The organism is Roseibium sp., assembly GCF_039982295.1.
In the GTDB taxonomy this organism is placed as follows: domain Bacteria; phylum Pseudomonadota; class Alphaproteobacteria; order Rhizobiales; family Stappiaceae; genus Roseibium.
This window is the reverse complement of record NZ_JBDWYP010000092.1, coordinates 447779-472997: the sequence shown is the minus strand read 5'-3', so window position 1 is coordinate 472997 and position 25219 is coordinate 447779. Positions and strand designations below refer to the sequence as shown.

Annotated in this window: 25 protein-coding genes; 12 read left to right on the top strand and 13 right to left on the bottom strand. The window is 57.2% G+C overall.

The features are described from left to right. Positions 1-228 precede the first annotated feature (228 nt). Both ABJZ52_RS22340 and ABJZ52_RS22335 read left to right on the top strand, forming a co-directional pair. Positions 229-1926 (top strand): cache domain-containing protein, encoded by a 1698-nt coding sequence (locus ABJZ52_RS22340; protein WP_348187125.1) that lies wholly within the window; start codon positions 229-231, stop codon positions 1924-1926. A gap of 144 nt (positions 1927-2070) precedes the next feature. Continuing rightward, positions 2071-2559, top strand: a complete 489-nt coding sequence (locus ABJZ52_RS22335) for a universal stress protein (RefSeq protein WP_348187123.1) — start codon at positions 2071-2073, stop codon at positions 2557-2559. Positions 2560-2586: 27 nt separating this feature from the next. Here ABJZ52_RS22335 and ABJZ52_RS22330 read toward each other — a convergent pair whose 3' ends face one another. Continuing rightward, positions 2587-3495: a DMT family transporter gene (locus ABJZ52_RS22330; RefSeq protein ID WP_348187121.1), complete on the bottom strand. Its 909-nt coding sequence runs from the start codon at positions 3493-3495 to the stop codon at positions 2587-2589. A 126-nt stretch (positions 3496-3621) separates the two neighbouring features. On the opposite strand from ABJZ52_RS22330, the gene ABJZ52_RS22325 reads away from it, so the two are divergent. Together ABJZ52_RS22325 and ABJZ52_RS22320 are read left to right on the top strand one after the other, a co-directional pair. Then, on the top strand, positions 3622-4062 hold the full coding sequence (locus tag ABJZ52_RS22325; RefSeq protein ID WP_348187119.1) for an Lrp/AsnC family transcriptional regulator: 441 nt from the start codon (positions 3622-3624) through the stop codon (positions 4060-4062). Between the two features lie 182 nt (positions 4063-4244). Further along, a complete protein-coding gene (locus ABJZ52_RS22320; RefSeq protein ID WP_348187117.1) occupies positions 4245-6317 on the top strand; it encodes an EAL domain-containing protein in 2073 nt (690 codons plus the stop codon). 70 nt (positions 6318-6387) lie between these two features. Here the strand turns inward: ABJZ52_RS22320 and ABJZ52_RS22315 are convergent, their stop codons facing one another. Then, positions 6388-7131, bottom strand: coding sequence for a glucose 1-dehydrogenase (locus ABJZ52_RS22315; protein WP_348187115.1), 744 nt, complete (start codon positions 7129-7131; stop codon positions 6388-6390). A 342-nt stretch (positions 7132-7473) separates the two neighbouring features. Here ABJZ52_RS22315 and ABJZ52_RS22310 point away from each other — a divergent pair, with 342 nt between their 5' ends. From ABJZ52_RS22310 to ABJZ52_RS22300, 3 genes are all read left to right on the top strand, one after another. Further along, entirely contained in the window at positions 7474-8166 is a 693-nt protein-coding gene (locus tag ABJZ52_RS22310; RefSeq protein WP_348187113.1) for a GntR family transcriptional regulator, read from the top strand. A 93-nt stretch (positions 8167-8259) separates the two neighbouring features. Further along, positions 8260-9297, top strand: coding sequence for a tRNA dihydrouridine(20/20a) synthase DusA (dusA, locus tag ABJZ52_RS22305; protein ID WP_348187111.1), 1038 nt, complete (start codon positions 8260-8262; stop codon positions 9295-9297). A gap of 127 nt (positions 9298-9424) precedes the next feature. After that, positions 9425-10273, top strand: a complete 849-nt coding sequence (locus ABJZ52_RS22300; RefSeq protein WP_348187109.1) for a sulfite exporter TauE/SafE family protein — start codon at positions 9425-9427, stop codon at positions 10271-10273. A 3-nt stretch (positions 10274-10276) separates the two neighbouring features. On the opposite strand, the gene ABJZ52_RS22295 is transcribed toward ABJZ52_RS22300, so the two are convergent. Genes ABJZ52_RS22295 through cobS form a run of 4 tightly spaced genes read right to left on the bottom strand, consistent with a single transcriptional unit; the run spans position 10277 to position 13398 of the window. Further along, entirely contained in the window at positions 10277-10981 is a 705-nt protein-coding gene (locus tag ABJZ52_RS22295) for a TIGR02281 family clan AA aspartic protease (protein WP_348187107.1), read from the bottom strand. Then, positions 10981-11169 (bottom strand): DUF1289 domain-containing protein, encoded by a 189-nt coding sequence (locus ABJZ52_RS22290; protein ID WP_348187105.1) that lies wholly within the window; start codon positions 11167-11169, stop codon positions 10981-10983. The genes ABJZ52_RS22295 and ABJZ52_RS22290 overlap by 1 nt, the downstream gene beginning before the upstream one ends. A 59-nt stretch (positions 11170-11228) precedes the next feature. Next, complete coding sequence (locus ABJZ52_RS22285; RefSeq protein ID WP_348187103.1) at positions 11229-12524, bottom strand: alpha/beta hydrolase; 1296 nt, start codon at positions 12522-12524, stop codon at positions 11229-11231. Between the two features lie 46 nt (positions 12525-12570). After that, complete coding sequence (gene cobS / locus ABJZ52_RS22280; protein ID WP_348187101.1) at positions 12571-13398, bottom strand: adenosylcobinamide-GDP ribazoletransferase; 828 nt, start codon at positions 13396-13398, stop codon at positions 12571-12573. 129 nt (positions 13399-13527) lie between these two features. Here cobS and cobT point away from each other — a divergent pair, with 129 nt between their 5' ends. Beyond that, complete coding sequence (gene cobT, locus ABJZ52_RS22275) at positions 13528-14553, top strand: nicotinate-nucleotide--dimethylbenzimidazole phosphoribosyltransferase (RefSeq protein WP_348187099.1); 1026 nt, start codon at positions 13528-13530, stop codon at positions 14551-14553. A 16-nt stretch (positions 14554-14569) separates the two neighbouring features. On the opposite strand, the gene ABJZ52_RS22270 is transcribed toward cobT, so the two are convergent. Next, the gene (locus ABJZ52_RS22270) at positions 14570-16108 is read right to left on the bottom strand and encodes a HAMP domain-containing sensor histidine kinase (protein ID WP_348187097.1); all 1539 of its coding nucleotides are present in this window, start codon (positions 16106-16108) and stop codon (positions 14570-14572) included. Positions 16109-16258: 150 nt separating this feature from the next. Between ABJZ52_RS22270 and ABJZ52_RS22265 the strand changes: the two genes are divergently transcribed. Beyond that, on the top strand, positions 16259-16876 hold the full coding sequence (locus ABJZ52_RS22265; RefSeq protein ID WP_348187184.1) for a uracil-DNA glycosylase family protein: 618 nt from the start codon (positions 16259-16261) through the stop codon (positions 16874-16876). A 51-nt stretch (positions 16877-16927) separates the two neighbouring features. Here the strand turns inward: ABJZ52_RS22265 and ABJZ52_RS22260 are convergent, their stop codons facing one another. After that, positions 16928-17902: a sulfurtransferase gene (locus tag ABJZ52_RS22260; protein WP_348187095.1), complete on the bottom strand. Its 975-nt coding sequence runs from the start codon at positions 17900-17902 to the stop codon at positions 16928-16930. Positions 17903-18135: 233 nt separating this feature from the next. On the opposite strand from ABJZ52_RS22260, the gene ABJZ52_RS22255 reads away from it, so the two are divergent. After that, positions 18136-18621: an Lrp/AsnC family transcriptional regulator gene (locus tag ABJZ52_RS22255; protein ID WP_348187093.1), complete on the top strand. Its 486-nt coding sequence runs from the start codon at positions 18136-18138 to the stop codon at positions 18619-18621. Between the two features lie 106 nt (positions 18622-18727). Further along, the gene (locus ABJZ52_RS22250) at positions 18728-19231 is read left to right on the top strand and encodes a DUF302 domain-containing protein (RefSeq protein WP_348187091.1); all 504 of its coding nucleotides are present in this window, start codon (positions 18728-18730) and stop codon (positions 19229-19231) included. 35 nt (positions 19232-19266) lie between these two features. Here ABJZ52_RS22250 and ABJZ52_RS22245 read toward each other — a convergent pair whose 3' ends face one another. After that, the gene (locus ABJZ52_RS22245) at positions 19267-20148 is read right to left on the bottom strand and encodes an NAD(P)-dependent oxidoreductase (RefSeq protein ID WP_348187089.1); all 882 of its coding nucleotides are present in this window, start codon (positions 20146-20148) and stop codon (positions 19267-19269) included. A 359-nt stretch (positions 20149-20507) separates the two neighbouring features. Between ABJZ52_RS22245 and ABJZ52_RS22240 the strand changes: the two genes are divergently transcribed. Beyond that, positions 20508-21416 (top strand): LysR family transcriptional regulator, encoded by a 909-nt coding sequence (locus ABJZ52_RS22240; protein WP_348187087.1) that lies wholly within the window; start codon positions 20508-20510, stop codon positions 21414-21416. Here ABJZ52_RS22240 and ABJZ52_RS22235 read toward each other — a convergent pair. The 4 genes from ABJZ52_RS22235 to ABJZ52_RS22220 form a co-directional block, all read right to left on the bottom strand. After that, positions 21413-22564 carry an aminotransferase class I/II-fold pyridoxal phosphate-dependent enzyme gene (locus ABJZ52_RS22235; protein ID WP_348187085.1) on the bottom strand — a complete coding sequence of 384 codons (1152 nt, stop codon included), beginning with the start codon at positions 22562-22564 and terminating at the stop codon, positions 21413-21415. The genes ABJZ52_RS22240 and ABJZ52_RS22235 overlap by 4 nt on opposite strands. Before the next feature lie 60 nt (positions 22565-22624). Next, the gene (locus ABJZ52_RS22230) at positions 22625-23455 is read right to left on the bottom strand and encodes an ABC transporter permease (protein WP_348187084.1); all 831 of its coding nucleotides are present in this window, start codon (positions 23453-23455) and stop codon (positions 22625-22627) included. Beyond that, complete coding sequence (locus ABJZ52_RS22225; protein ID WP_348187082.1) at positions 23452-24165, bottom strand: ABC transporter permease; 714 nt, start codon at positions 24163-24165, stop codon at positions 23452-23454. The genes ABJZ52_RS22230 and ABJZ52_RS22225 overlap by 4 nt, the downstream gene beginning before the upstream one ends. A gap of 94 nt (positions 24166-24259) precedes the next feature. Further along, complete coding sequence (locus ABJZ52_RS22220) at positions 24260-25036, bottom strand: transporter substrate-binding domain-containing protein (RefSeq protein WP_348187080.1); 777 nt, start codon at positions 25034-25036, stop codon at positions 24260-24262. Positions 25037-25219 lie beyond the last annotated feature (183 nt).

Below are 25219 nucleotides of genomic sequence, written 5' to 3'. Positions count from 1 at the left end.
TTTTGGGGATGGGTTTTGCATAAGGCATCGATACGGCCACGTAAGTACCGCTCTGTGAATTCGCGTGGAAATTCAGGTTTTATAGATCTGGGAAATCATATTTATTTCAATGGCTAAGAAGATGACATTGAAGTTTGAAAAGAGCGGAAAACAATCTCGCGATCTTCAGTATTGCTTAATTTGTGCGCTGCAAACTGCACTCAGTGGTTTCAATTCGGGCAAAGTCAAATGAATCTCGACCGTTTTCGCATCAGCATCAAAATCTGGATCCCAGTCATCAGTCTGGCGGTCTTCACCCTGGCTCTCGTCGGCTACGAACTCCTGTCCATGCGTTCGGTTCTCTATGCAGAGAGGATTGCCAAGACGGAGACCATCGTTGAGGTGACCAACTCGGTCGCCACCTACTTCCATGAATTGGAAAAAGCAGGCGAGCTCACACGTGAGCAGGCGCAGACGCAAGCGCGGGATGTTATTCGCGCAATTCGCTATGACGGCAGCAATTATGCGTTTGTTTTCGATGAAAAGGGCGACCGCCTTGTCAGCAGCAACAAGGCGACCGAGGGCAACAACGCCTGGGACTCGAAAGACAAGACTGGCAAGTTCCATGTCCGCGAAATGATCGAGACTGCAAAGGCTGGCGGCGGCGTCGTCAGCTACATGTGGAACCGCAAGGGCGAGGAAGCACTCCTGCCCAAAGCCAGCTGGTCGGCTCCTTTCCAGCCATGGGGCTGGGTCGTTGCAACTGGCATCTATGTTGATGATGTTGCCGCCGCGTTCTGGTCACAGGCGCTGGAACTCCTCGGTTTCCTTCTGGTTGGTGGCCTCGTCGTCGCGTTCATCGCGACCGCAGCGATCCGGAACATGGCCGGTCCTTTGAAGACGCTGACACAGAGCATGAAGAAGCTCGCAGACGGCGATACAGATATCGCCATTGAAGGTGCAAGCCGAGGTGATGAGATCGGCGAAATGGCTGAAGCCATGGAGACCTTCGTTGCCAACGCAAATGCTCGCCGTGAACTTGAAGCTCAGCACAGCGAACGGCAGGAGCTGGACATTCAGCGCTCGCGTAATATTCAGGGTCTCTCCTCCAGCTTCGACGTGAAAGTCAGCGGCCTTCTGGAAACGATCACAGGTTCGGTTGAAAGCCTTCAGTCGGCTTCCACAAGCCTGAACGCCGGCGCTCAGCAGACCACCTCACAGAGCGACGCGGTCAAGGGTGCAGCGGCCAGCGCATCGGCAAATACCGAGACTGTTGCAGCAGCTGCAGAAGAGCTTGCTGCTTCTGTGACCGAGATCGGCCGTCAGGTCAGCTCTTCCAGCGAAATCGCCTCGCAGGCCGCTTCTCAGGCCGCGGAGACAAACCACCGCATTCAGGGGCTGTCCGCAGCTGCCGGCAAGATCGGCGAAGTTGTCACGCTCATTCAGGCTATTGCCGAACAGACCAACCTTCTGGCCCTGAACGCAACGATCGAGGCCGCCCGCGCCGGTGAAGCCGGTAAGGGCTTTGCGGTTGTTGCTGCCGAGGTTAAAGAGCTTGCGACCCAGACGTCCAAGGCCACGGAAGAGATCTCGAGCCAGATCTCCAGCATCCAGGGTGAGACCAGTCAGGCGGTAGATGCAATCGCGGCGATCACTGACACTGTCGGCAAGATCAACGATATCACCTCCAGCATCACTGCCGCTGTTGAAGAACAGGGTGCGGCTACCCAGGAGATTGCCAGCAACATTCAGCAGGCCGCTTCCGGTACGCAAGAGGTGTCGGCGAACATTGCCGGGGTCTCCGATGCTGCAAGCGTCACCAACGAGGCCGCTGACATGGTGTTCAATGCATCCCGTAGTCTTGAAAGCGAGGCGCGCGAGTTGCGCGAGCAGGTCGGTTCCTTCCTGAATGGTATCAAGGAAAATGCCTCTGCCGAGGCTGCCTGATCCTCTCAAACCAGTTGATTACGGAATGGCGCGGCCGGAAACGACCGCGCCATTCTTGTTGGATGCGATGATGTTATGGGAATTGTCAGAAGTTTCTGGGATAGGCTTGTGGCAGAGTCAGGCTATTTGGGAAAAGGTTAGGTCATGCACACCATTTTGGTGCCGGTGGATGGATCGGATCATGCGAGCAAGGCCATTAGCATCGCTTGCGATCTGGCGGAAAAATACGATGGGCGGATCGTGCTTCTTCATATTCTGGCCGATGGCAAGGGAGCTGCCGATCTTCTCGGGCTTTCGGTCGCCAGGACCTTCCCGCCAAAATTAAAGGAACAGCTGAAACTGGTTGCCACCAAAACCAATCAGCCGGCTCCCGAGGCCGTGTTACGCCTGATTGGGGAGAAGATCCTTGAAGAGGCCAAAGCCAAGGTTGCAAGGCGGGGCGTAGAGGCAGAAGTGGCACCGATCAGTGTTGGCTCCCCGGCGGAGAATATACTGTCTACGCAGGAAAAGTTGGGCGCGAGCATGATTGTAATGGGGTGCAGAGGCGTCACGGATGCCACTCAATCCTCTCACGGAAGCGTTTCCAACACTGTTTTCTCGAGAGCTGCTTGCACGTGCCTGTCGGTGAAGTAGGTCAAGCCTCACCGACAAACCGCAGACCTACTCCCCAGCTTGGAGCGGCCTTCGTGTTAGCTGGGGCAGCAACGGCCAGCCCATAGAGACGCCCGCAGCGGCGAGTATGATTGCGGCCGAGCCAAGGAACTGGATGGGCTGCAGGGCGGTGCCGAAGGCCATGAAGTCAACGGCAATCGCAGCTATCGGATAGACATAGGAGAGGGCTGCCACCATTGTCGTCGGCAGCTTCTGGATCGCACCGTATAGCAGAACATACATCACCCCCGTGTGGAGCACTCCGAGCGTGGCGAGGCTGGCCCAGGCGCTCGCTGTCTGCGGCAGCTCCGCAAATGACATGAAGGGCGCCAGCATAAGAACCCCAACGCTGACCTGGATAAGGGCGATCAAATGGGGAGGTACGCCTTTCAGCTTTTTCGCGATGGCCGCCGCTGCCGCATAAAGAGCGGCGGCACCGAGAGCGAGCGCGATGCCCAGGCCATAGTCGGCACCAATGTAGTTGCTGCCGGGCCTTGTGCTGATGATCATCACGACACCGACAAAAGCGATCGCCAACCAGCCCAGTTTGCGAAGGCCTGGACGCTCGCCGAAAGCGATCATGGCGATTGCTGTCAACATGAAGGGTTGTGTGTTGTAGACGACCGTTGATACGGCAATGCTGGCTTTTGAAAAGGAAGCAAAGAGCAATGCCCAATTGAGGACGATTGCGACGCCGCCCAGAGCGGTCCAGGTAAATAGACCCAGTGTCAGCTTGCTGCTGCGAAAGAGCCCGAGCGCCCAGCAGGCGACGAGAAGGGCCAGCGCCCCAAAGCTGCACCGCCAGAACACTACCTGCAGCGCAGGTTCTCCCGATTGAAGGACGAACCATCCGATGGTGCCGGAAATGAGCATGGCGGCGGTCATTTCGGCGCCACCTCGAAGGTTTTGAGTTTCCATATCATCCGCTCCTGTTTCAACTGCAACAAGCATCTGGGATGACAGGAGTGTTTTCCATGTGGTGTGGAAGGTGGTATTTAATTTTTGCCTGCCATCATGAGGTGAATTAATCGAGAGGCCTAATAAATGAAGATCGACGATATTGATCGCCAACTATTGGAAGAACTCTTGGGGGACGCACGGCTGCCCCTGAAGGAGCTTGCAAGCCGCGTTGGGCTGTCGTCACCAAGCGTGTCGGATCGCTTGCGTCGGCTGGAAGAGGGCGGGGTGATCCGTGGCTTCACCATAGATGTCGACCCCAGGGCTGTCGGCTATCTGTTTCAGACGATGGTGCGGGTCCGTCCGCTGCCTGGCACTTTGCATGTTGTGCAAAAGATGCTGCAGGATATTCCCCAGATCACCGAGTGTGACAAGGTCACGGGAGAGGATTGTTTCATCGCACGCCTCCACGTTCGATCCATGGAAGAGCTGGATGAGATCCTCGACAAGGTCTCGGAGAAGTCTGAAACCAGTACAGCCGTCGTCAAGGCTCAGCCAGTCACCAGACGCTTGCCGCCAATCGGGTGAGAGACTGAGATGTTGGGCCAGAAGTGGAGTGTTGGATTTTTATTATATTATATTGCTATTTTTATCTAGTATAATGAGTGTAGTAAATTTTGATATGTAGAAATACTTCAAATACCTTGCGTTAATTTTAAGATGTTATTGGTGGTGTGTTGATGCTTTAAAGTGTTCGGAAAACGGTGATTATGAAGGGATTTGAAGAAACCAGGGCCGGTTTCTCCTTTGGGCCAGTCTTCGTAGTTCTTCTCGGAGCATTGGTTGTTGCCTCTGGCTTCTTTTTCATTCTGACAGCTGAACTCATCCGCTCCCAGGCAAACGATCGCACCCGTCTTGTGGAGGCGACCGATGCGTTTACGAGCACGTTTGCGGCCGAGCGCAACGAACACAATGTAGTTCCCGCCTCGTTTCGTCGTCGGGGCATCGAGAACCTTGCAGAGTTCGTCGAGAGCATACAGGAACGCCAGGAAATTAGCGTGACTATGCGCATGCCTGGCACGCCGGGGCTGGAGCTTCGCACAGTCGAAAACGATCCCCGCGTCCGAGCCGCGATCAAGGAAATTGCTGATGATGGCGATTATTCCGTCATTGAGGAGAGTCTTTTTGAGAACGGTCGTTTCGTGGGTCGCACGATTTTCCCCTCGGTCGCCTCAAACCCGGACTGTGTGAGTTGCCACAACAAGGAGTTGCGCAGTCCTGAATACAAACTTGGTGACGTCATGGGAGCCTATGTCGTCGAGAGCGATCTCACATCGGCGACCTACAACAACCTGACTTATGCAGTGAGTGCCGGTGTTTTGGCGTTTTTGGGTGGCGGTCTTGTTGCGCGCCGCGAGCGGCGGCGCATGAACCGAGTTGTTACGAGTCTGGAGGGGCAGGTCAGGGCAGAAAGAGACAAGCGGGAAGCTGAGGCATTTTCCAATTTTCTCAGTTCCCACGATGCCCTGACCGGTCTTTCCAATCGAACAATGTTTCGCGACCGTCTGGACGCCGAGGTCGAGGCTTGCGCCAGCGGAAAGAGTGAGGACGTCTTTGTCGCGCTGATCGACCTCGATGACTTCAAGTCGGTCAATGATACGATGGGACACGATGCCGGTGATGCTCTTTTGACCGGGGTCGGGCAGCGCCTGTCAGCTCTCGTGCATGAAGAGGCTGGATTGGTCGCAAGATTCGGTGGCGATGAATTCGCAGTTCTTGTGCGCATGCACGCAGAGCTCACCCATCCGGATCAGTTGGGTGAGAAAATCGTGCAGAGCATGGCAGCACCACACTCTCATGAAGGGTTGTCGATCCAGGGCCGCTGTTCTGTTGGTGTCGCGGCATTGGGTGAGATGACCGGGGGCGATGCATCAGCTTTGTTGAAAGCGGCCGATACAGCCCTTTATGCAGCGAAGCGCGCAGGCAAGGGGCGCTACCGCAGTTTTGATCGTGAGCTGAAAGACAACATGTGGAAACGCGCGGCGCTCTCGTCGGCTCTTCCTATTGCGATTGAACAAGGTGAAATCTATCCGGTTTTTCAGCCGCAAATCGACTTGGGTAGCGGTGAGATTCACGGGTTCGAGGCTCTGGCGCGTTGGAAATGGTATGATCTTGTGGTGTGTCCAGATCAGTTTATCCCGGTCGCCGAGGAAAATGGGCTTGTCCGGCAGGTTGATCTCCAGATCTTGCGCGGTGCTGCTTCCTTTGCCGTTGAGTTTGGAAGACGGAGCGCGCGGCCGGTGCGGATCTCCACCAATGTGAGTGCTCTCACGTTCAAGGGGGCAGGGCTTGCAGAAGAGATTCTGGATATTCTGCTTGAAACGGGTCTGCCTGGCGATCAGCTCACGCTGGAGGTCACCGAGACAGTTCTCATGGAGAACTGGGGCGAGGTTCACGACGTGCTGGGAGTTCTCCGGGCGAAGGGGGTTAGAGCCGCGCTGGACGATTTCGGAACTGGATACTCCTCGTTGTCCTATCTCCGCCGTCTGCAATTCGAGGAAATCAAGATCGACAGGTCGTTTGTCGTGGACCTTGAGCTGGACGAACAGACCAGGCGTCTCTTCGCGGGCGTGATCGATCTGGCAGTTGGCCTGGGCAAGACCATTGTGGTCGAGGGGGTCGAAACCGATGAGCAGGCCGAGTTCGTGATGGAGAAGGGCGCCCATGTGGCTCAAGGCTTCCTCTACTCGGAACCGCTAAGCCCTGCCGATGCCGCCGCTGCATTCAGCGGGAGCAGCTTGCCAAGTAGGCGTGAAGATCATGATTTGCGCGAGTGGATTTAAAGACAAAAAACCCCGGAGCGCCAGGCACTCCGGGGCAACTCGGCAACTGGTGCAGAGCGATGCGATCACATCAGCTGAAGAGCATGCCGCCGTTGATGTCGACGTTTGCGCCAGTGATGAAGGCTGAGTCTTCACAGGCAAGGAAGGCCACAAGGTTGGCAATGTCTTCCGGTGTGCCCTGACGCTTCACCGGCGTAGCAGCTTCGACATTCCGGCGCACTTCATCCTTGGTGAAGATGTTGTGGAAGTCCGTGTCGATCATGCCCGGGCAAAGGGCGTTGACGCGAATGTTCGGACCCAGTTCCTTCGCAAGGCCACGTGTCAGGGTCATCATGGCGCCCTTTGAGGTCGCATAAGCGACTGCCCCGCCGCCACCGCCGTCGCGGCCTGCCTGGCTGGCAAGGTTGACGATGGCGCCTTCTGTGAGGTGAGGCAAACAAGCCTTGATCATCCGGAAGGTGCTTGTCAGGTTCAGGCCCATGACCGCCTGCCAATGCTCAAGGGACATGTCGGCGATCTTGACGCGCTCGATCAGGCCGCCAGTGTTGTTGACCAGGACGTTCACAGCTCCAAACGTCTCAACCGTTTTGCCGACAAGAGCGTCCACATCGGATTGCTGGTTCAGGTCGCCCTGAAGTGCAAAGGCGTTGCCGCCCTTGGCCTTGATTTCTTCAACGGCTGCATCGGCACCCTTGCTGCTAGAAAAGTAGTTGAGCGCGACGTTCGCGCCTTCTTCCGCCAGCTTCAGAGCACAAGCGCGTCCGATATCACGGCCAGCACCAGTCACAATTGCGGTTTTGCCTTTGAGTTTCATGGGTTTTCCTTCATTTAAATGACAATCGGCCAGTAGACGCTGGCGTTGATCAGTTTTGGAAATTATCGTCAGATTCCACAGTTGTGAGAAAAGAAGAAATACACGCTAAAGTGAGTGCAGCTCATTGCAAGGGGGCTCGCTGCATTCAAGCTGTCCAAATTTCTGCTTTCCCTCCAACGCGCAAGCGTTTTGTATTTAAAGCTAGTATACTAGTCGCCTATCTGGAATACTAGTATAAATTTTATAAAGGGATTTCACTGTTACACATTTGGCTGTGTGGCCTGAGGCGATGGTGTTTTCGACAGGACGTGGCTATCAAGCAGGTCCACGGAAGAGGTGTTCATGACGCAGGAAAACCAGGCTGGCGGGCGGCGAACCAGTGTCGATGAGATTTTCAATGACCTCTACGATGACATCACCTCCATGCGTTTGAGGCCTGGCGACAGGATTTCCGAAGCAGATATTGCTGCGAAATTTGGTGTGTCCCGGCAGCCGGTTCGCGATGCCTTCAGCCGATTGGAAAACCTCAACCTTTTGTTGATCAGGCCGCAACGGGCGACTGAGGTAAAGCGATTTTCGTCGCGGGAGATTGAAAAATCGCGCTTCGTTCGCGCTGCTGTTGAGGCAGAAGTCTTCCGGCGCGCAGCGCGGCTCTGTGATGACAGCGGAACGGCCTTGCTGGAGAAATGCCTTGCTGACCAGCGCAAGATGCTCGCTGAGCAGGACTACGAGGCATTCGGCGCTCTCGACTATGAATTTCACAAACTGCTGTGCGAAATCGCAAAAGTGGATTTCGCATTCGATGTCATCAGGGCGGAGAAAGCCAAGGTCGACCGCCTCTGCATGTTGGGTCTCGCCAAAGAAGACAGGATGCCTCAGCTGGTTGAAGATCACAGGGCCATCGTTGCAGCGGTGACCAGCGGCGATGAAGAGAAGGCGGTTGAGGCGGGCATGATCCACCTTTCCCGGCTTGATGCCACGATCGAGCGAATCTCGGCCACCAATGCAAATTATTTCGAGACCGAGGCTGAGTGAGGCTCGGGCAGGTTCGATGAGCGGTTAAACTCCTGACGTGCCATGCAGGTCTTGCCTTTGCGAAAATGGCAGGGGAGTGATATGCAGCCGCTCATGACGACCAAAAACCGCCTTTATACCGGCCATCAGCCACGCTTCGCCGTCGCACCGATGATGGACTGGACTGATCGCCATTGCCGGGCACTGCACCGGCAACTGAGCCGCAATGCGTTGCTCTACACAGAGATGGTGACGACCGGCGCGGTCATTCATGGTGACCGGGAGCATTTGCTGGGCTTTTCCGATCTAGAGCATCCGGTCGCGTTTCAGCTTGGCGGTTCTGACCCCGAAGATATGGCCACCTCTGCCAAGATCGTCGAGGACTACGGTTATGACGAGGTCAACATCAATGTCGGCTGTCCGTCCGACCGCGTTCAGTCGGGGAGTTTTGGTGCCTGCTTGATGCAGGAACCTGAACTGGTTGCTGAGTGCGTTTCGGCCATGAAGGCGGTCGTCGAGATTCCCGTGACTGTCAAATGCCGCATCGGTGTTGATGAGCAGGACCCGGAGCTTGCGCTCGACGCGATGGCGGATGCCGTATTCGCCGCCAGCGCTGATGCGTTGTGGGTGCATGCGCGAAAGGCATGGCTGAAAGGCCTGAGTCCGAAGGAGAACCGGGATATTCCGCCGCTCGACTACGACCGCGTTCGCCGTCTCAAGCAGCGCTTTCCAGGTCGCTTCATCGGTGTCAACGGTGGCATTGCAACGCTTGATGAAGCCGAAGCCTTCCTGCCTGACCTTGACGGCGTGATGCTCGGCCGTGCGGCCTACCATACACCCCAGCTCATGGGGGAGGTCGATCGCCGGATTTATGGTGAGATGTGCGAGGATATCTCGCCGTGGCAGGCTGTCGAGGCCTATATGCCCTACCTCGAAGAGCAAATGAAACAAGGCGTGAAGCTTGCGCGCATGACGCGTCACATGCTCGGCCTGTTCCACGGGCGACCGGGCGCAAGGTCCTGGCGCAGGATCCTGACGGTTGAGGCGATCAAGTCGGAGGCCGGTCTGGACGTGGTTGAACAGGCACTTTCGGCTGTGCGTCCTCGCGACAACACCAATGACGGCGACTTGCGAGCTGACACAGCTGCCTGAAACGGCACCTGAGCCTGAGCTCGAAGGCGGCGAAACATCTTTCTCGTTTCGTCCAAGTGATTGTCCGCGGGAATCGGCTTACGTTATGCTCGTCTGAAACTAATTTTTCTCTTCAAGGCAAAACCCCATGGATTTCAGTGCAATTTCCGGTGACGGCCAGATCATGGAGTACGTCGGTCTGGCGCTCGCTCTTGTCGGTTCGGGCCTGATCGCAGGGTTTCTTGCAGGAATGTTCGGCATCGGCGGAGGCGCTGTGCTCGTGCCCGTGCTCTACCAGTTTCTGACTGTGCTGGGCGTTGATGAGAGCGTTCGAATGCACATCTCGGTGGCCACGTCACTCGGGATCATTGTGCCGACCTCCATGCGATCCTTCATGGCCCACAAGAAGCGTGGAGCGGCGGATCTGGAACTCCTGAAATCCTGGCTTATCCCGCTGCCGCTTGGCGTGATTGGTGCATCGCTCCTTGCAGCCTATGTCTCCGGCGACGCCCTCAAGGGGATTTTTGCCGTGATCGTTTTGGTTCTTGGAACGCGTATGCTTCTGGATAAACCTCATTGGCGCCTTGGTAGCGACATTCCCGGATCGCCGATCCGGCCAATTTGCGGTCTGGCCATTGGTTTCTTCTCGACGCTGATGGGCATCGGTGGCGGCGTCATGAACAACACCTTCATGACGCTCTACGGCCGCTCGATCCACCAGGCTGTGGCGACGTCATCCGGTACCGGATTGATGATTTCGATACCCGGGACCATCGGTTTGATCTGGGCAGGGTGGGGCGCTGAAAATCTTCCGCCGTTCTCGGCTGGCTACGTCAATTTGCTCGGTGTCGCCCTGATTATTCCGGTAACAACCTTTGCTGCGCCCTTTGGTGTTAAGATCGCCCACGCTCTGCCGAGGCGGAAAATGGAGATCTTCTTCGGTTGCTTCCTGCTGGTGGTAGCATTGCGCTTCCTGCTTAGCCTCAACGGCTATTGAAGGTCAGGGCGTCAGCACCAGCCGGTCTCCCTCGATCCGCCAGCTGGACAAGCGATTTAGCGCGGTCATGCCGAAGAGGCTTGTGTCCAGCGCTCCCTTGCGCGCGACGAAGGCTCGCACATCTTTCAGCATGAGATTACCCACGGAAAGCGTCCGGATCCTGACCGGAGCCACGAGTGCGCCGCCATTGGCTGTCTGAACCGGCACCGAAAAGTTTAGCTCTGAATCACTGTAGCCGGCACGGGCGGCATCTTCGCGCGTCAGCACGACCGCGCTGGCGCCTGTGTCGAGCAGAAAGCGTGTCTTGGCGCCGTTGGTATCCGCTTCCAGGGAAAAATGCCCGCTGGCGTCGCGGACAACAAGGATCGTGCCGTCATCTTGCGGCACGGCAAGGCCAGGCGCAAGTGCTCCGAGTACACGGTAGCCACCCTGTATCAAGTCGGCCCGAAAGGTGTACCCAACGACGAGAAGGGCCAGTAAGCCACCCCAGAAGAACACGCCTTGCACAATGTCACGAACTCGCGGCTGGCCGAAAACAAGGCTTGCAACAAAGACAAAGGCCAGGACTGAGAGTGTGACGATCCGCGGGCCGGTCTGATCAAAATCGAGATTTTCGGGGTCGCCGGAAAAGCCTCCAAGCGCATAGAGCCCTGCACCCGCCATGACCGCAATCAAAACGCCTATCAAAATGCCTCGGACGCCGCGCATTAGTCGCTCACCTGGACAAGTGCTTCAGGCCGAGTTGCTCGGCGTCCGTCCAGGTCGAGGAGTATGGCTTCGCGCTCTGCATCAGACATGCGGCCCCAACCAGCGATCTCGTCAAGCGTGCGATAGCAGCCCAGGCAAAGGCCGTTGGTTCTGTCGATCTGGCAAATCTTGGTGCAAGGTGATTTCATGCTCGAGGATATAGGCGCTGAGGAGGTCATCTGCCAGAGCGTGACGCCCGCAAAAGTAGCTAGCGCCCTCCAGTTGCAAGAGTGATCGGAGCAGTCAGCACAGCCACAGGCAGGGTGATCGCGATCTGCGCTGTACTCGCAACGAAGGTGCCGAGGTCTTGGCCTGCTTGTCCAATCTGGTTCGGCTCAAGTGGGTTGTAGGTGTTGAGGTCCCGTTGTTGGAGCACCGCCCTGAGTTCCGGGCTGAGCGCCGCAATTTGGGCGAACTTGGAATGGTTCGTGGAATCGGTTCCCTCGACCTTGGTCAGGTCAACGACAATCGCGCCAAGCTCCGCCAGCTCTGCCTCATTGTCATAGGAGCCGACACGGGCTTTTCCCCCTGCGATCCTGCGAGAGATACCCAGGGCGCGGTCGTCCTCGGAGACCAGAATGATGAGCGGTTTTCTCGGCCTGGCCTTTTTGCTGAGCGCTCGCAGCTGGTCCTTGAAAACGTCGATATCAATGTCCGGAGCAGCCAGCACCACTTGTTCGATCTTGGAACTCAGACGTTTCAGGTCAGCTGCCGGGGCTTGCCGTGCAGTTTCCATGAGCAGCCAGTTGCCCATGGAATGAGCCAAAATCACAATCCGCTCCGCCTTGCTGTTGGCAAGGTCGCGAATTGTTTCCTCAAGCGCTGTGCGGGCAACGAGCGCGCTGTTCAGATCATAAACATAGTCGGTAAGCTGACCGCGTGACGCCCAGGTGAACAGCACGGGTACACCCGGATAGTCCGAATCATGGACAAATTGGGTGAACCTGTAGAGCCCCTCGGCGAACATGGTGTTGTAGCCATGGATGAAAAGGAAAACGTCACGCTTTCCCTTCGGCAGCTGCATCAGCTTTGCATCAAGCTCCCTGCGCATGGCGGCTTTGTCAGCGATGTAGGACGCGGAGCGGGCCGTGAACTCCTTTTCCGGATCTCCGGGCAGTGCAGATGGCCATTCGATCTGCCCGGGCTTGTGGGCCGGCGCGGGAGGGACTGAAATCGTGGCCTTGGCATAACTGAGACCTTCACCGCGTTCACCGTTGAAATAGGTGTTGGGGCGGTCGTCCTTCTCGCGTGTGGTATAGATCAGGATTTCATGGTCAACGGCGCCCGGGGCCTTCGCCGTGCTGATGGCGAGCGCACCGCTTTCAGGCCGTGAGCCGCAGGAAACCAGAAAGATGCAGCTGATGGTGACAAAAACCCAGGCCAGCAACTTTCTGCTGGTCGATGACTGAGCTCCGGTCAGGGTTCCGGCATTTGTCTGGTCAGAGTACGCGCTCAACATGGTCTCCCGATGCGCGGCCATATCCTGCGCGATCCACTCGTGCATCAATGCCAGTCTTTCCGGGTGCTCGCAACGGTTTCGTGAATTGAGCTTACGTGATCGCCAGGCAACCTGCGAGAAAGGCTAAAGTGCCGATCTGTTGAATTGCGCCGAGCACATCTCCGCTGAAACCGCCAATCCTGGCCTTTGCAAACTTGCCGATGCCATGCGCGGCGAGGGCCGCCTGGAACAACCCGAGGGCAAACGATGAAAGGGGTAAAACCGCGAGGACCGGCAACAGACATACCGTGCCAAAGATGCATGACTGTTTGAGCGTTTGTGATGTTGGAACGCCAAAGCGGTGTGCAAGTCCGTCTGGACGTGCTGCAGGCAAGGTCGTCCACTGCCAGACGATAAGCGTCCGGCCGAGGCTCTCTGTGCCGAGAAGGATCACCATGGCCTCCAGTGGCGTGTAACGGTCAAGAAGGGACGCGATCAGTACCGTTTTCAGGCCTAGGGACACGATGAGCGCGATCGCGCCGAAGGCGCCGATCCGGCTGTCCTTCATGATCTCGAGGCGTCTTTCCCGCGTATGTCCGCCAAAGAAACCGTCGGCGACATCCGCTAACCCGTCCTCATGAAGGGCTCCGGTGACCATGGCGAGGGTGCCAACAACGAGAAGGCCGGAGGCCAGTGTGGGCAGTTGGCTCAACCCGAGAAGCAGAAGGAGAAGGCTCGCTGGCATGGCGATCGCGACGCCGGCAAGTGGGATCGCCCTGGAGATTTGGGAAAAATCCGGCAGACGGGCCGGGTCATCGGTGTCGCAGAGTTTGGGCACGGGCAGACGTGAAAAAAAACGGACGCATGCGGCTGTGTCTGCGACCAGGTCTGCCAGGGCGAGGCGCAGATCAAGCCTGTGCCGGTCCTCTTGCCTGTCCATGACGTATCCCAACCTTGTTTTTTGTCCGGTGGCCGTTATAGATCGGCGCAACCGTGGAACCAAGACCTGAGACCGACGACAATAGGCTTACAACAGGCCCCAACAGGCTAGCTCCGGAGCAACGCCCCCATGTCCCTTTCTGAATCTGCCCTGCCGTTCGACGACATCCGCAATCTGGTGCAATCCATGCCGGGGCCGGACGAAGGCGCACTGGCGGCGGTCCGGGCGCGCGACGCTCAGCTGACGAAGCCGGCAGGTTCGCTGGGGCGGCTCGAGGAAATTGCCGAGTGGCTGGCAGCCTGGTCGGGCAATGAAAAGCCAAAGGTGACACGTCCGCTGGTTGCCATTTTCGTAACAGCTCACGGCGTTGCAGACAAGGGCGTCTCTGCCTTTCCAAGCTCAGTCAATCGTCAGATGGTGGAGAATTTCGCTGCCGGCGGGGCCGCGATCAATCAGATCTGCCGGTCAAATGACGTCGGTCTGAAGGTGTTCGACCTTGCCGTCGAAATGCCGACGCCGTCCATTACCGAGGAAGATGCGATGGACGAGGCCCATTGTGCTGCGACCATGGCTTACGGCATGGAGGCTTTGGCGGGTGGCATCGACCTGATTTGCCTGGGCGAGATGGGGATTGGGAACACGACGGTCGCTGCAGCTGTCCTCAACGGGCTCTTCGGTGGATCGGCGGAAGATTGGATTGGTCGCGGAACTGGCGTCGACGATGAGGGCCTTGCACGCAAGCGCGCCGCTGTTGAAACCGCGGTTGCTCGGTTAAACGGCGAGAAAGATCCTCTGGAAATTCTGCGGCGTGTCGGTGGGCGTGAAATCGCGGCCATGGTCGGCCTCATCATTGCCGCACGCCTCCAGCGCGTGCCTGTGATCATCGATGGCTTTGTCACGACCGCAGCGGCAGCGGTGGTTTATGCGATGGATCCGAGCGGGCTGGATCATTGTCTTTTTGCGCATGTGTCGGCAGAAGCCGCTCACCGTCGCACGCTGGATCTGATGGAAAAGTCGGCTCTGTTGGATTTCGGGATGCGGCTCGGTGAAGGATCGGGCGCAGCCGTTGCAACCGGTATCGTCAAGGCTGCGGCTGAAATGCACTCCGGTATGGCGACGTTTTCTGATGCAGGTGTCGCCTCTAAGGACGGCTAAACTGCAAGGTGGTGCGTCAGGCGCGACGGCGGCGCTGGGCGTTCCGGTCGGCCGGAGTTTCATAGGCCGGCATGCTCTCCATCACCCGAGATTTGGGCAGGGTGAAGATCACTTCGGTGCCTTCGCGCAACTTGGACCGTAGGTCGAAGTGCCCACCATGCATCGTGACAAGCGCCTGAACGATCGAGAGACCGAGACCGGTTCCCGGCTCCGCGCTTTGGATCGCGACGGCGCCCTGTCCGAAGGCTTGCAGCACAACGGGTATTTCTGCTTCGGGAATGCCCGGGCCATTGTCCTTGATGGACACAAACTGGCCGCCGTCCTCCGTGCGTCCCAGCGTGATCTGGACCGTTCCATTGACCGGGGTGAATTTCACCGCATTTGACAAGAGGTTCAAGATAACCTGGCGCAGGGCGCGTTCATCACCCCAGATCCGCGGAAGGTCGCCGGTATGGCTTTCCTGAATGCAGATGTCCTTGGCCTTGGCCCGGATCTGCATCATCTTGCAGCATTCTTCCACGAGGGCGTCGATGTAGATCGCTTCTTCCTGCAATTCATGACGCCCGGCCTCGATCCGTGACAGGTCGAGGATCTCGTTGATCAGGTTAAGAAGATGTGCGCCCGAATGGTGGATGTCAGCAGCGTAGCTTTTGTAGTTGGCATTCTGCATCGGGCCGAGGACTTCGTCTTTCATCACCTCTGAAAATCCCAGAATGGCGTTCAGCGGCGTGCGCAGTTCGTGGCTCATGGTGGCCAAAAAACGAGACTTGGCGAGGTTTGCCTCTTCCGCCCGGCGTCTGGATTCGTCTGACAACGCGTTGGCTGTTTCCAGTTCCGCGATCAGGTGATCTTTCTCGGCCCGGTATTCGAGCATCGTATTTGCGTTCTTCAGGAGCTGATTGCCCAGAATGAAGAAAAAGCCCTGAGCACCGACCGCCATCGCCGCGAGCGTGTAGTGGATCGGTTCTGGCTGCTTCAAAAAAGTCGCCGTGACCGTCAGTGAGACCGGGAGTGTGCCCGCCAGCAAGGCACGGGGCAGGGTGGCCGATTGCATGGTCGTGATCGCGACCACGATCAGCATCGTGGCAAACTGGAAGACAAGAAATCCGTCGCCCGTCTGGTTCTGCTTCGGCAAGAGAAAGAACAGGGCCCAGCTGCTGCCGTAAAGCAGGTCGCTCAGCGTGAAGCGCCGCAGCCATGGTTTCTCCTGACGACTGGCAGAAGGTGCCTGCTCGTACGCCCGGCACGTTCCGATCGCCAGAAGATGCATGCAAAAATTCAGGATGAACCAGAAGCCAACGAGCGCAGGATGGATCCAGAGCGACGAAATGGCGGCAACGATCAGGGCAAGCATGGGGACGGCAAAGGCCGAATTCAATCGCGTGTCCGCAAAAAGATGCTGTCTTTCGAGCTCGAAGTCATTGGGCAGGCTATCGTTGGACCCGATACGCGTACGCACGTCCCGGACCGTCCGTGCAACCTCGCGCCGACGCATCGCCCGTCTTCGGTTGATCGCGGTCTTCTCGTCGCGGATGGTGCGGGCCTCGTATCCCATGTCCGTCTGAACACTCTTTTCAAAAGCTTGATCGGTAGTTCGTCGTTTGACATATCTGACTCACGATTTCTTAAGATCGCCCTCAGGTATGTGGTAAACGAAACGTAAGCGATGACTGAGGGTTGGGAGAAGCCGGTGCATGGCACAGCAATGGCAAAGGATGAGCTGGGAGATCTGAAGAAGGAGATTTCTGCCTGCCGTATTTGCGTTGAACAGCCATTTGTCGGGCCGCTTCCTCACGAGCCCCGGCCCGTCATTCAGCTCTCTGACCAAGCTCGAATTTGCATCTGCGGTCAGGCGCCAGGAACGAAGGTCCACAAAAGCGGACGGCCTTTCACTGATCCCTCCGGCGACCGGCTGCGTCAGTGGATGGGCGTCGATTCTGATACTTTCTACGACGCCGCAAAAATCTCGATCGTTCCCATGGGGCTGTGCTTTCCCGGTCTGGACAGCAGGGGCGGCGACCTTCCGCCGCGCCGTGAATGCCGCGCGCACTGGCATGACAGGATCTTTGCAGCCATGCCGCAAATTGAGCTGATCCTCGTCATTGGCCAATACGCACAGGCCTACCATCTTGGCCGGGACAAGAAGAAAAACCTGACCGAGACCGTGGAGAGCTGGCGAGAATACCTGGGCCCAGACCGTCAGCCTGCGGTGGTGCCGATGCCCCATCCCTCCTGGCGCAACAATAGCTGGCTGAAGAAAAATGCGTGGTTCGAAAGCGAGCTACTTCCGGTGCTGCAACAAAAAATCGCCCGGCTCTTGTGAACCGGGCGATCAGTCAGGCTAAGTCGAAGGTCCTTTGACAGGAACCGGAACTCAGTTGGTCTTGACCTGCTTGGCTGGCTGTTCCGGCTTTGCAGTCGCCTCGATCGGCAGGCTCTCGTCGCGGCTCCATCCGACCATGCTGTCATCATAGAGCGTGACATTTTCCTGTCCGAGTACCTGCGTCAGTACAAACCAGTTGGTGGCGGCCCAGTGCCCGGTGTTGCAGTAGGAGACCACCTTGGCTGAGCTGTCCTTCAGGCTTGCGGGCAACAGCGAGGCGAGCTCGGCCTTGTCCTTCAGGCGGTTCGAGCCTTTGTTGTAGAACTGGTCCTGGTCGAAGTTCACTGCACCGGGAATGTGCCCGAAGCGGGTCGCCTTGCCGTGTTTCTGCTTGCCGGAGAACTGTGCCGCAGGACGGCCGTCCAGAAGTACAGTGTCCGTGCCCATGGCTTCAACGACTTCGTTCGTGGACACCAGAAGCTCATCGCGGACGTCAGCGACGAACAGGTCACCTTCGGGAGTGACGTTGCCTGTCTCAAGTTCGCGGCCTTCTGCAACCCAGGTTGCATGTCCGCCGTCGAGGATCGCGACTGCGTCGTGGCCGAGATACTTCATGGTCCAGAAGATTCGTGCGGCCGAGCCGAATTCGAGGCTTGAGGAACCGGCGGGAATGATAACGAGAGCCTTGTCTTCGGAAACACCCAGCTCGGAAAGGGCAGCTTCCAGCTTCTCAACGGACGGCAGGACGCCGACAACACCATTCCGCTCGGTCCGCCAATAGCCCGGATACTCAGACCAGACGGCCCCCGGGATATGGCCTTTGAGGTAGTCATCCTTGCCGGACTTGGAGATCTTCGAGCGGGTGTCGATGATGACGATCTCGTCGTTGTCCAGGTTCGATGCAAGCCATTCGGTTGACACAAGCGGGGTCACTTCAGGTGCCGCTGACGCGGGGGCTGCAAGAACCGTCATCGCTGCGATGAAACCGGCAAGCGGGCCGGAAAGGGATTTGAGGCTTCCAAGCATCCGGATCTCTCCAATGTGTGATGGGTTTGGAAAAAAATTCTCTTGTGATGATGGAATTGGCACTCTAGATGGGGTTCATCAAGCGTAAAGCTGCCTGGTGTTAGAAGAAAAATCTCAAATTCCACTGAGGGGACTCGAATTGGAAATTCATTCCAAGGTGGGTCCGCCGCCTGGGAAACTGAATCCGGCCTGTTTTTGTCCAAACGGCCTGACGGATCTGGAGTGTCAGAGCAATGATTGATCGTATCGACCGCCGTATCCTCTCCATCCTGCAGGAGGATTGCACCGTTCCAGTCGCCGAGATCGGCCGCCGGGTTGGTCTGTCGACAACGCCTTGTTGGCGGCGGATTCAGAAGATGGAGGAGGAGGGCGTGATTACGGCGCGTGTCGCCTTGCTCGATCCTGCGAAGGTGAATGCAAAGGTGACCGCCTTTGTCGGGATCACCACAAGCCAGCACTCTGAGGATTGGCTCAAGAAATTCGCTGATGTTATTGGCGAGTTTCCTGAGGTCGTCGAATTCTACCGCATGGCTGGGCAGGTGGATTATCTCCTGCGCGTCTGCGTGCCGGACATTGAGGCCTATGATGCTTTCTACAAGAAGCTGATTGCCAAGATCGACATCACGGATGTGTCGACGACCTTTGCGATGGAGCAGATCAAGTACACAACGGAGTTGCCGCTGGCCTATGTGCCCAAGGAAAAACCCAGAGGGGATTAAGGCGGATCAAGCTGCGACTAAAAGCATATGATATTTGAGATGTCTCAAGCCGAATGGCAATGTTTCCACTATTGTGAAGCCGTCATTTCACACGGGAGGAACAGTGATGAATGGTTTGTTCAAGACAGCCTTGGTTGCATCCGGCTTGGCGCTTGCCATGCCGGTCGGAGCGTCGTCGGCCGATATGGCACAATGGTCCGGGCCGGAGGGCGTCACCGTCTACCAGGTGACCGGAGACTTTGAGGATGTGCGGTTCGATCTGGAATCTGCGATCGTCAATCGTGGGCTTGTGATTGATCACAAGTCACACATCGGTGAGATGCTGGCGCGCACCAAGGATGATGTCGGCGGCGCGAAGGATCTCTACGCCAACGCTGAAGCCATGCTTTTCTGCTCCGCCAACCTGTCGCGCAAGGTGATGGAGGCTGACATCGCGAACATTGCCTATTGCCCATACGCAGTCTTCGCTTATGAGGCGGTCAGCGATCCTGGAACGGTGATGGTAGGATTTCGCCAGCTCGCTGAAACCGGTTCCGAGGCCTCGAAAAAAGCCATCGGCGAAGTCAATATGCTGCTGGAAGGCATTGTGAAGGAAGCAGCCGACGAGTAGCCGGCTGCAAAATCCTGGGACTGGATGATGTCGGACTATTTCTTGTCGGCGTTTTCCAGGCGGGCGATCAGGCTGGATGTGTCCCAGCGATTTCCACCCATGGCCTGAACCTCCGCGTAGAACTGATCGACCAGTGCGGTGACCGGCAGCCGCGCGCCGGTGTCATTGGCAGTATTGAGGCAGATCCCCAGGTCCTTGCGCATCCAGTCGACGGCAAAGCCGAATTCGAACTGCCCAGCGTTCATGGTTTCCCAGCGGTTTTCCATCTGCCAGGACTGGGCGGCGCCGCCCTTGATCGCCGAAATGACGCTTGGAACATCAAGTCCGGCCTTCTTGGCAAAATGAACAGCTTCCGAAAGACCCTGCACCAGGCCTGCGATGCAGATCTGGTTGCACATCTTGGTCAGTTGACCTGCGCCGCTTTCGCCCATCAGTCCGACAAACTTCGCAAAGCACTCGATGACTGGTTGGGCCTTTTCAAAGGCGTCCGCATCGCCGCCGCACATAACGGTCAGGGCGCCGTTTTCAGCACCAGCCTGGCCACCGGACACAGGTGCGTCGATGAAGCCGCATCCGCGCTCTTTCGCGGCCGCATAAAGCTCGCGCGCAACTTCTGCAGAAGCGGTGGTGTTGTCGATGAAGATAGCCCCCTCCTTGAGGCCATGAAAAGCGCCGTTTTCGCCAGTGGTCACGGACCTGAGATCCGCGTCGTTGCCGACGCAGGCAAAAACGAAATCACAACCTTCAGCGGCTTCTTTCGGCGTCTTGGCAAAAGAACCGCCATACTCCGCAGCCCACTTTTCCGCCTTGGCAGTGGTGCGATTGTAGACGGTGACGTCGTGTCCGCCCTTGGTCTTGAGGTACCCTGCCATCGGATAACCCATCACTCCAAGTCCAATGAATGCAACTTTTGCCATGTTCCCTGGCTCCCTCCGCTTTCAAGGAAAGGCCCGGCTAGTGGCCGGGCCTGTCAGTCAGATCGGTCTTTCGCTCAGGTTTCTGCCGGGATCCTTCAGGCAAGCTGATCAGATCCAGAACCGTGGGCGATACCGCTTGATGAGCTTAATGGACGGCGTCTGCGTCTTTTTTGCAAGCCCATCAGTCAAGGTGCCGGTTGGCCTTGTGAATGGGGTGAACCGGCTCGCGGTTAGCAGTGATGATGCGTATATGTTTAGCATGACTTACATTCCTCCAGTGCGTTGATGCTTGAAATATCGCGTTTTCACTGTTTTGATGCGAGTCAGCAAAAATTTTAAAATGTAAGTTGGATTTACATATGGATTGGCGTCGACTGCCTTCACTGAGTGCCTTGAGAGCGTTTTCTGCTGTGGCAGAGAAAAAGAGCTTTTCCTCAGCTGGGCGTGAACTCAATGTCACCCATGCCGCCGTCAGCCAACAGGTGCGGGGATTGGAGGGGCACCTTGGAACGCAGCTGGTTGTGCGCGAGGGGCGGGGGCTTGGCCTCACATCGGATGGCGAACATCTGGCGGCGGGACTGCGGGATGCGTTTGCAGGGATCTATGAAACGGTAGAGGACTTGCGACGCAACGATGAGGAACGGCCACTCAATATAACGATGACCCCGTCATTTGCTGTGAGTTGGCTGATGCCGCGGATTTCCGACTTCCGGCAGGAAAACCCGAATGTCGAGCTTATGCTCAACCCGACGAGCGATGTGGTCGAATTTGCTCCCGGTGGCGTGGATCTCGCAATCCGCTTTGGGAGTGGCGATTGGCCGGGGTTGAAAAGTGAACAGCTGCTTGCCTCGAACTACGTCGTTGTCGGCGCGAACAAGCTCTTGGGAGACAGGGAAATAAAAGATCCCTCGGATATTCAGGATTTTCCCTGGTTGCAGGAGTTGGGTACCAATGAGTTGTCGATCTGGCTCGAAGGACAAGGCGTGGTTCCGCGCACAAAGCTGAATATCACCCATTTGCCGGGCTATATGGTTCTGGATGGACTGCGCCGCGGAGATGGTATTTCCGCGACAGCGAGGGTGTTCGTCGAGAATGACATCCAGGCCGGTACATTGCGTGTGTTGTTCGAGGATTTGAGGTCTGAGGCGTCTGGCTACTACCTTGTTAGGAGACCCGGGATTCCGCGCCCGCCACTCAAGGCCTTCATATCATGGATCAAACAGCGCGCGCGCGAGGCTGAAGCTTGTTGCGGAGCCTCAACCGGCTAAACGGCATTGAGAGCCTGCTCCAGGTCTCCGATCAGATCGTCGATGTGTTCGATCCCGATCGAAAGCCGCAACAGTGTGTCAGGAATGCCTGAGCCTGGTCCCTCGATGGTTTCTCGATGTTCCACGAGACTTTCGACGCCGCCGAGAGACGTTGCCCTCTGAAACAGCTTTAGTGCGCCCGTTACCTTGAGGGCATCCTTGCGAGATCCCTTCAAGATAAAGGACATGAGTGAACCGTAGCCGCCACTCATTTGGCTGCTGGCGAGCTTATGTGCCTTGTGTGTCTCAAGGCCCGGGTACAGCACCTCAGAGACCTTCGGATGGCCGGCAAAATGTTCGGCCAAAGCCTGGGCGTTGGCGTTCATGCGTTCAACCCGAAGCGACAGAGTGCGCAGGCCGCGAAGAAGCAGCCAGGCCTCGAAAGATCCCATCACCGCACCGGCGTCATGGCGTTCTGCGCAAATGAACTGCCACGCCTCGCAGTCCGGCAATGCGGTCGAGACCACACCGCCAAGAACGTCCGAATGACCGTTGAGCGCCTTGGTGGCCGAGTGCACCACCAGATCAGCGCCCAGGGAAAGGGGCTTCATGATCAGCGGCGTTGCAGCGGTTGCATCGACACAGACAGTGGAGCCGGTCAGTTGGGCGAGCTTGGAAACGGCAGCAATGTCCACCACGGCCAGGAAGGGATTGCTTGGAACTTCGATAAAAATCAGGTCAGGCTGCGCCGTTTCGATGGTGTCCTTCAGAGCCGAAAGGTCGGTCGCATCCACTTCGATCAGGGCGATGTTTGTTCGCTCGCAATTCTTGCGGAAGAAAAGGGTGGTGCCCCAGTAGATCTCCGACTGGAGCAGGATGGTTCCTCCAGGCTTGACCGTGCGCATGATCGCGGCAATAGCCGCCATGCCCGAGGCAAATAGCCGACTGTCTGCGGCACCTTCGAGGTGGGCGATCAGGCCTTCCGTCTTGCGAAACAGGTCATTGTCGTCGCGGCTGTAGAGATGGTCGCCGCTGACCAGATCATAGTTTTCGTCCCGCACGAAGGTTGTGGCCGTCTGGAGCGGAGGAACGACAGCTCCGGTTGCTGCGTCGAATCCCCCGCCGCCATGCGCGAGCAGGCTGTCCGTATGAAGATCGGTTTTCACCATGGCCGGGATCCTTGAAGGTCAGGGAAGGGTGCAGAGAAATAGAGGACCTGAAGAGCCTTGTCAGCGTTTCAGGTGCCGGGTCAGTCGGGCTTCCAGGCGATCCCAGATGCGCCTCAGGGTCTCTACGGCGATCAGGTAAAAGACCGCGGCCCAGATATAGGCCTGGAAATCATAGGAGCGCGAAAAGGCGCGCCGGGTTTCACCCATCAGGTCGTAGATTGTGACGATGGAAGCGATTGCGGAGCCCTTGATCATCAGGATGATCTCATTTCCATAGGGCCGAAGCGCGACCATAAGGGCCTGCGGCAGGATGATCTTGAAGAAAATCACCGGTTTTGTCAGGCCAAGGGCGCGGCCACCTTCCCACTGTCCCTTTGACACATTCTCGACGGCCCCCCGCAAAATTTCGGCCTGATAAGCAGACGTGTTGAGCGTGAAGGCGAAAATGATGCAGTACCATGCGTCGCGGAAGAACCACCACAGGCCAACGTCTGTCAGCTCTGCGCGGAATGAGCCTGCGCCGTAGTAGATCAGGAATGTCTGGGCGAGCAGCGGTGTGCCGCGAAAGAAATACACATAACCGTAGGCAGGCCAGCGAAAGAGCGCCGTTTTAGATGACCGGGCGAGCGCGATCGGGACGGAGAGTGCGGCGCCAAGCCCAAGCGAGACAAAGACGATCTGAAGCGTGATGATGAAGCCGTCGAGGTATTTGCCCCAGTACTTTAGCACGAAGGGGCTGAAGATATTCGAGGCCAGGTAATAGACAAGACATGCGCCTGCGATGATCCACATGGCCATCAGGACGTGACCGACGATGCGCGTCGCGCTCCAGGCGCGTGCGGGCTGTGCTGGCGCTGGGCGAGGGGCTATGGACTGTGCAAGCGAACTCATCGGGCGGCCTCACCACGTTTGGACCAGCGCTCGATGCGAACCAGCCCGAAAGACGAGATCATCGCCAACATTAGGTAGATCAGGCAGGCAATGCCGAAGAAGAGAAAGGGTTCCTTGGTAACTCTCGCCGCAATGCCCGCCTGTCGCACCAGGTCTGCCAGGCCGATCACGGAGACGAGGGCGGTTTCCTTCAGCAAGATCAGCCAGAGGTTCCCAAGCGCTGGAAGGGCGAGGCGGATGAGCTGTGGCAGCACGATGAGCCGCATTGTACGGCCGCGCGAAAGACCGAGCGCATAGCCGCCTTCATATTGGCCCTGTGGTATCCCGCGAAAGGCAGAGAGAAAGGCTTCGGATGCATAGGAGGAGAAGACCAGCGCAAGAGCGACCATGCCCGCCACAAACGAATTGAGCTCGATATAGAGGTCAAACCCGGCGAACTTCACCAGCTGCTGAATGCCGATCTGAACGCCGTAATAAACCAGAAAGAGCGTGAGGAGTTCAGGCAGGCCGCGAAAGATCGTGGTGTAGATGTTTGCCGCCATCCGCATGGATGGGTCGTCGGACTTCTTCGCAAGTGCCAGAAAGAAACCGAGGCAGAGGCCGAAGGGCAGCGTGGCCAGCGCCAGCGTGATCGTAATGAACACGCCTCGGGCGATTTCATCACCCCAACCGGCGTCGCCAAAGGATATGAGCGTCAAAGCCTCGTTCATGCGCCTGGCGATGCCTCTGCAGGTGTTGTTTCAGCGGGACCATGGACGCAGCAGCCGAGTGCCGCCGCGCCCAAGATCAATACCGAGGCCGGTGTTAACCGCCGTAGACGTCGAAATCAAAGTGCTTGTCGTTGATTTCCTTGTATTTGCCGCTGGCGATGACGCCTTCGATGGCCGTGTTGAATTTGGCCTTCAGGTCACCGTCTTCCTTGCGGATTGCGATGCCGGCACCAATGCCGTTGATTTCCGGATCCGGCGTCAGGGCACCGAGAAGCTTGCAGCAGGCGCCATCATCGCTCTTGAGCCAGTCAGAGAGCACAACAACATCATCAATCACGGCGTCGACGCGGCCGCTGGCAACGTCGAGCTTGTACTCATCCGGTGTCGGATAGAGTTTGAGATCGGCGGAAGGGAACTTCTCTTCCGCATAGTTGGAATGCGTTGTCGAGGACTGAGCACCAAGAAGCACGCCCTTCAGTTCTTCATCGGTGGTGCCGGTGAGCTTGCTGTCTTTTGGGACGGCGATCGCTGGGCCCGTATTGTAGTATTTGTTGGTGAAGTCGACCTTTTGCAGGCGCTCTTCGGTGATCGACATGGAGGCGATCACGGCATCGAACTTGCCAGCCTGAAGTGCCGGGATCATGCCATCCCAGTCCTGAACGACGAATTCGCATTCGACCTTCATTTCCTCGCAAAGTGCATCGGCAATGTCGATGTCGAAGCCGACCAGCTTACCGTCGGCGGTTAGCGAGTTGAAAGGAGGATAGGCACCTTCTGTTCCGATACGGACCTTGGACCAGTCTTTTGCTTCCGCGCCGCCGACCGCGGCCAAGACGAGAGCGGTCGCCGCTGCCAAATGCTTGATACGCATGTAAAAATCCCCTGCTACCTGTTGAGGGCTGATGTGGCTTCAAAACGCCATTCTTTACCCGATCCCCCTATTCCATACACTTCCGCCCAAAATTCAAGCGTGACTGCAAAAAAACGTGAGTTAAGGCCCTGTTTTCGTGTGCAGATTGCGAACCCTTGCGGAAACTCGCGGTCACTTTTGTGG

Coding starts and splice junctions, on each gene's coding strand:
- ABJZ52_RS22340 (WP_348187125.1), top strand. CDS start 229: ATGAATCTCGACCGTTTTCGCATCAGCATCAAAATCTGGATCCCAGTC.
- ABJZ52_RS22335 (WP_348187123.1), top strand. CDS start 2,071: ATGCACACCATTTTGGTGCCGGTGGATGGATCGGATCATGCGAGCAAG.
- ABJZ52_RS22330 (WP_348187121.1), bottom strand. CDS start 3,495: ATGGAAACTCAAAACCTTCGAGGTGGCGCCGAAATGACCGCCGCCATG.
- ABJZ52_RS22325 (WP_348187119.1), top strand. CDS start 3,622: ATGAAGATCGACGATATTGATCGCCAACTATTGGAAGAACTCTTGGGG.
- ABJZ52_RS22320 (WP_348187117.1), top strand. CDS start 4,245: ATGAAGGGATTTGAAGAAACCAGGGCCGGTTTCTCCTTTGGGCCAGTC.
- ABJZ52_RS22315 (WP_348187115.1), bottom strand. CDS start 7,131: ATGAAACTCAAAGGCAAAACCGCAATTGTGACTGGTGCTGGCCGTGAT.
- ABJZ52_RS22310 (WP_348187113.1), top strand. CDS start 7,474: ATGACGCAGGAAAACCAGGCTGGCGGGCGGCGAACCAGTGTCGATGAG.
- dusA (WP_348187111.1), top strand. CDS start 8,260: ATGACGACCAAAAACCGCCTTTATACCGGCCATCAGCCACGCTTCGCC.
- ABJZ52_RS22300 (WP_348187109.1), top strand. CDS start 9,425: ATGGATTTCAGTGCAATTTCCGGTGACGGCCAGATCATGGAGTACGTC.
- ABJZ52_RS22295 (WP_348187107.1), bottom strand. CDS start 10,981: ATGCGCGGCGTCCGAGGCATTTTGATAGGCGTTTTGATTGCGGTCATG.
- ABJZ52_RS22290 (WP_348187105.1), bottom strand. CDS start 11,169: ATGAAATCACCTTGCACCAAGATTTGCCAGATCGACAGAACCAACGGC.
- ABJZ52_RS22285 (WP_348187103.1), bottom strand. CDS start 12,524: ATGCACGAGTGGATCGCGCAGGATATGGCCGCGCATCGGGAGACCATG.
- cobS (WP_348187101.1), bottom strand. CDS start 13,398: ATGGACAGGCAAGAGGACCGGCACAGGCTTGATCTGCGCCTCGCCCTG.
- cobT (WP_348187099.1), top strand. CDS start 13,528: ATGTCCCTTTCTGAATCTGCCCTGCCGTTCGACGACATCCGCAATCTG.
- ABJZ52_RS22270 (WP_348187097.1), bottom strand. CDS start 16,108: ATGGGATACGAGGCCCGCACCATCCGCGACGAGAAGACCGCGATCAAC.
- ABJZ52_RS22265 (WP_348187184.1), top strand. CDS start 16,259: ATGGCAAAGGATGAGCTGGGAGATCTGAAGAAGGAGATTTCTGCCTGC.
- ABJZ52_RS22260 (WP_348187095.1), bottom strand. CDS start 17,902: ATGCTTGGAAGCCTCAAATCCCTTTCCGGCCCGCTTGCCGGTTTCATC.
- ABJZ52_RS22255 (WP_348187093.1), top strand. CDS start 18,136: ATGATTGATCGTATCGACCGCCGTATCCTCTCCATCCTGCAGGAGGAT.
- ABJZ52_RS22250 (WP_348187091.1), top strand. CDS start 18,728: ATGAATGGTTTGTTCAAGACAGCCTTGGTTGCATCCGGCTTGGCGCTT.
- ABJZ52_RS22245 (WP_348187089.1), bottom strand. CDS start 20,148: ATGGCAAAAGTTGCATTCATTGGACTTGGAGTGATGGGTTATCCGATG.
- ABJZ52_RS22240 (WP_348187087.1), top strand. CDS start 20,508: ATGGATTGGCGTCGACTGCCTTCACTGAGTGCCTTGAGAGCGTTTTCT.
- ABJZ52_RS22235 (WP_348187085.1), bottom strand. CDS start 22,564: ATGGTGAAAACCGATCTTCATACGGACAGCCTGCTCGCGCATGGCGGC.
- ABJZ52_RS22230 (WP_348187084.1), bottom strand. CDS start 23,455: ATGAGTTCGCTTGCACAGTCCATAGCCCCTCGCCCAGCGCCAGCACAG.
- ABJZ52_RS22225 (WP_348187082.1), bottom strand. CDS start 24,165: ATGAACGAGGCTTTGACGCTCATATCCTTTGGCGACGCCGGTTGGGGT.
- ABJZ52_RS22220 (WP_348187080.1), bottom strand. CDS start 25,036: ATGCGTATCAAGCATTTGGCAGCGGCGACCGCTCTCGTCTTGGCCGCG.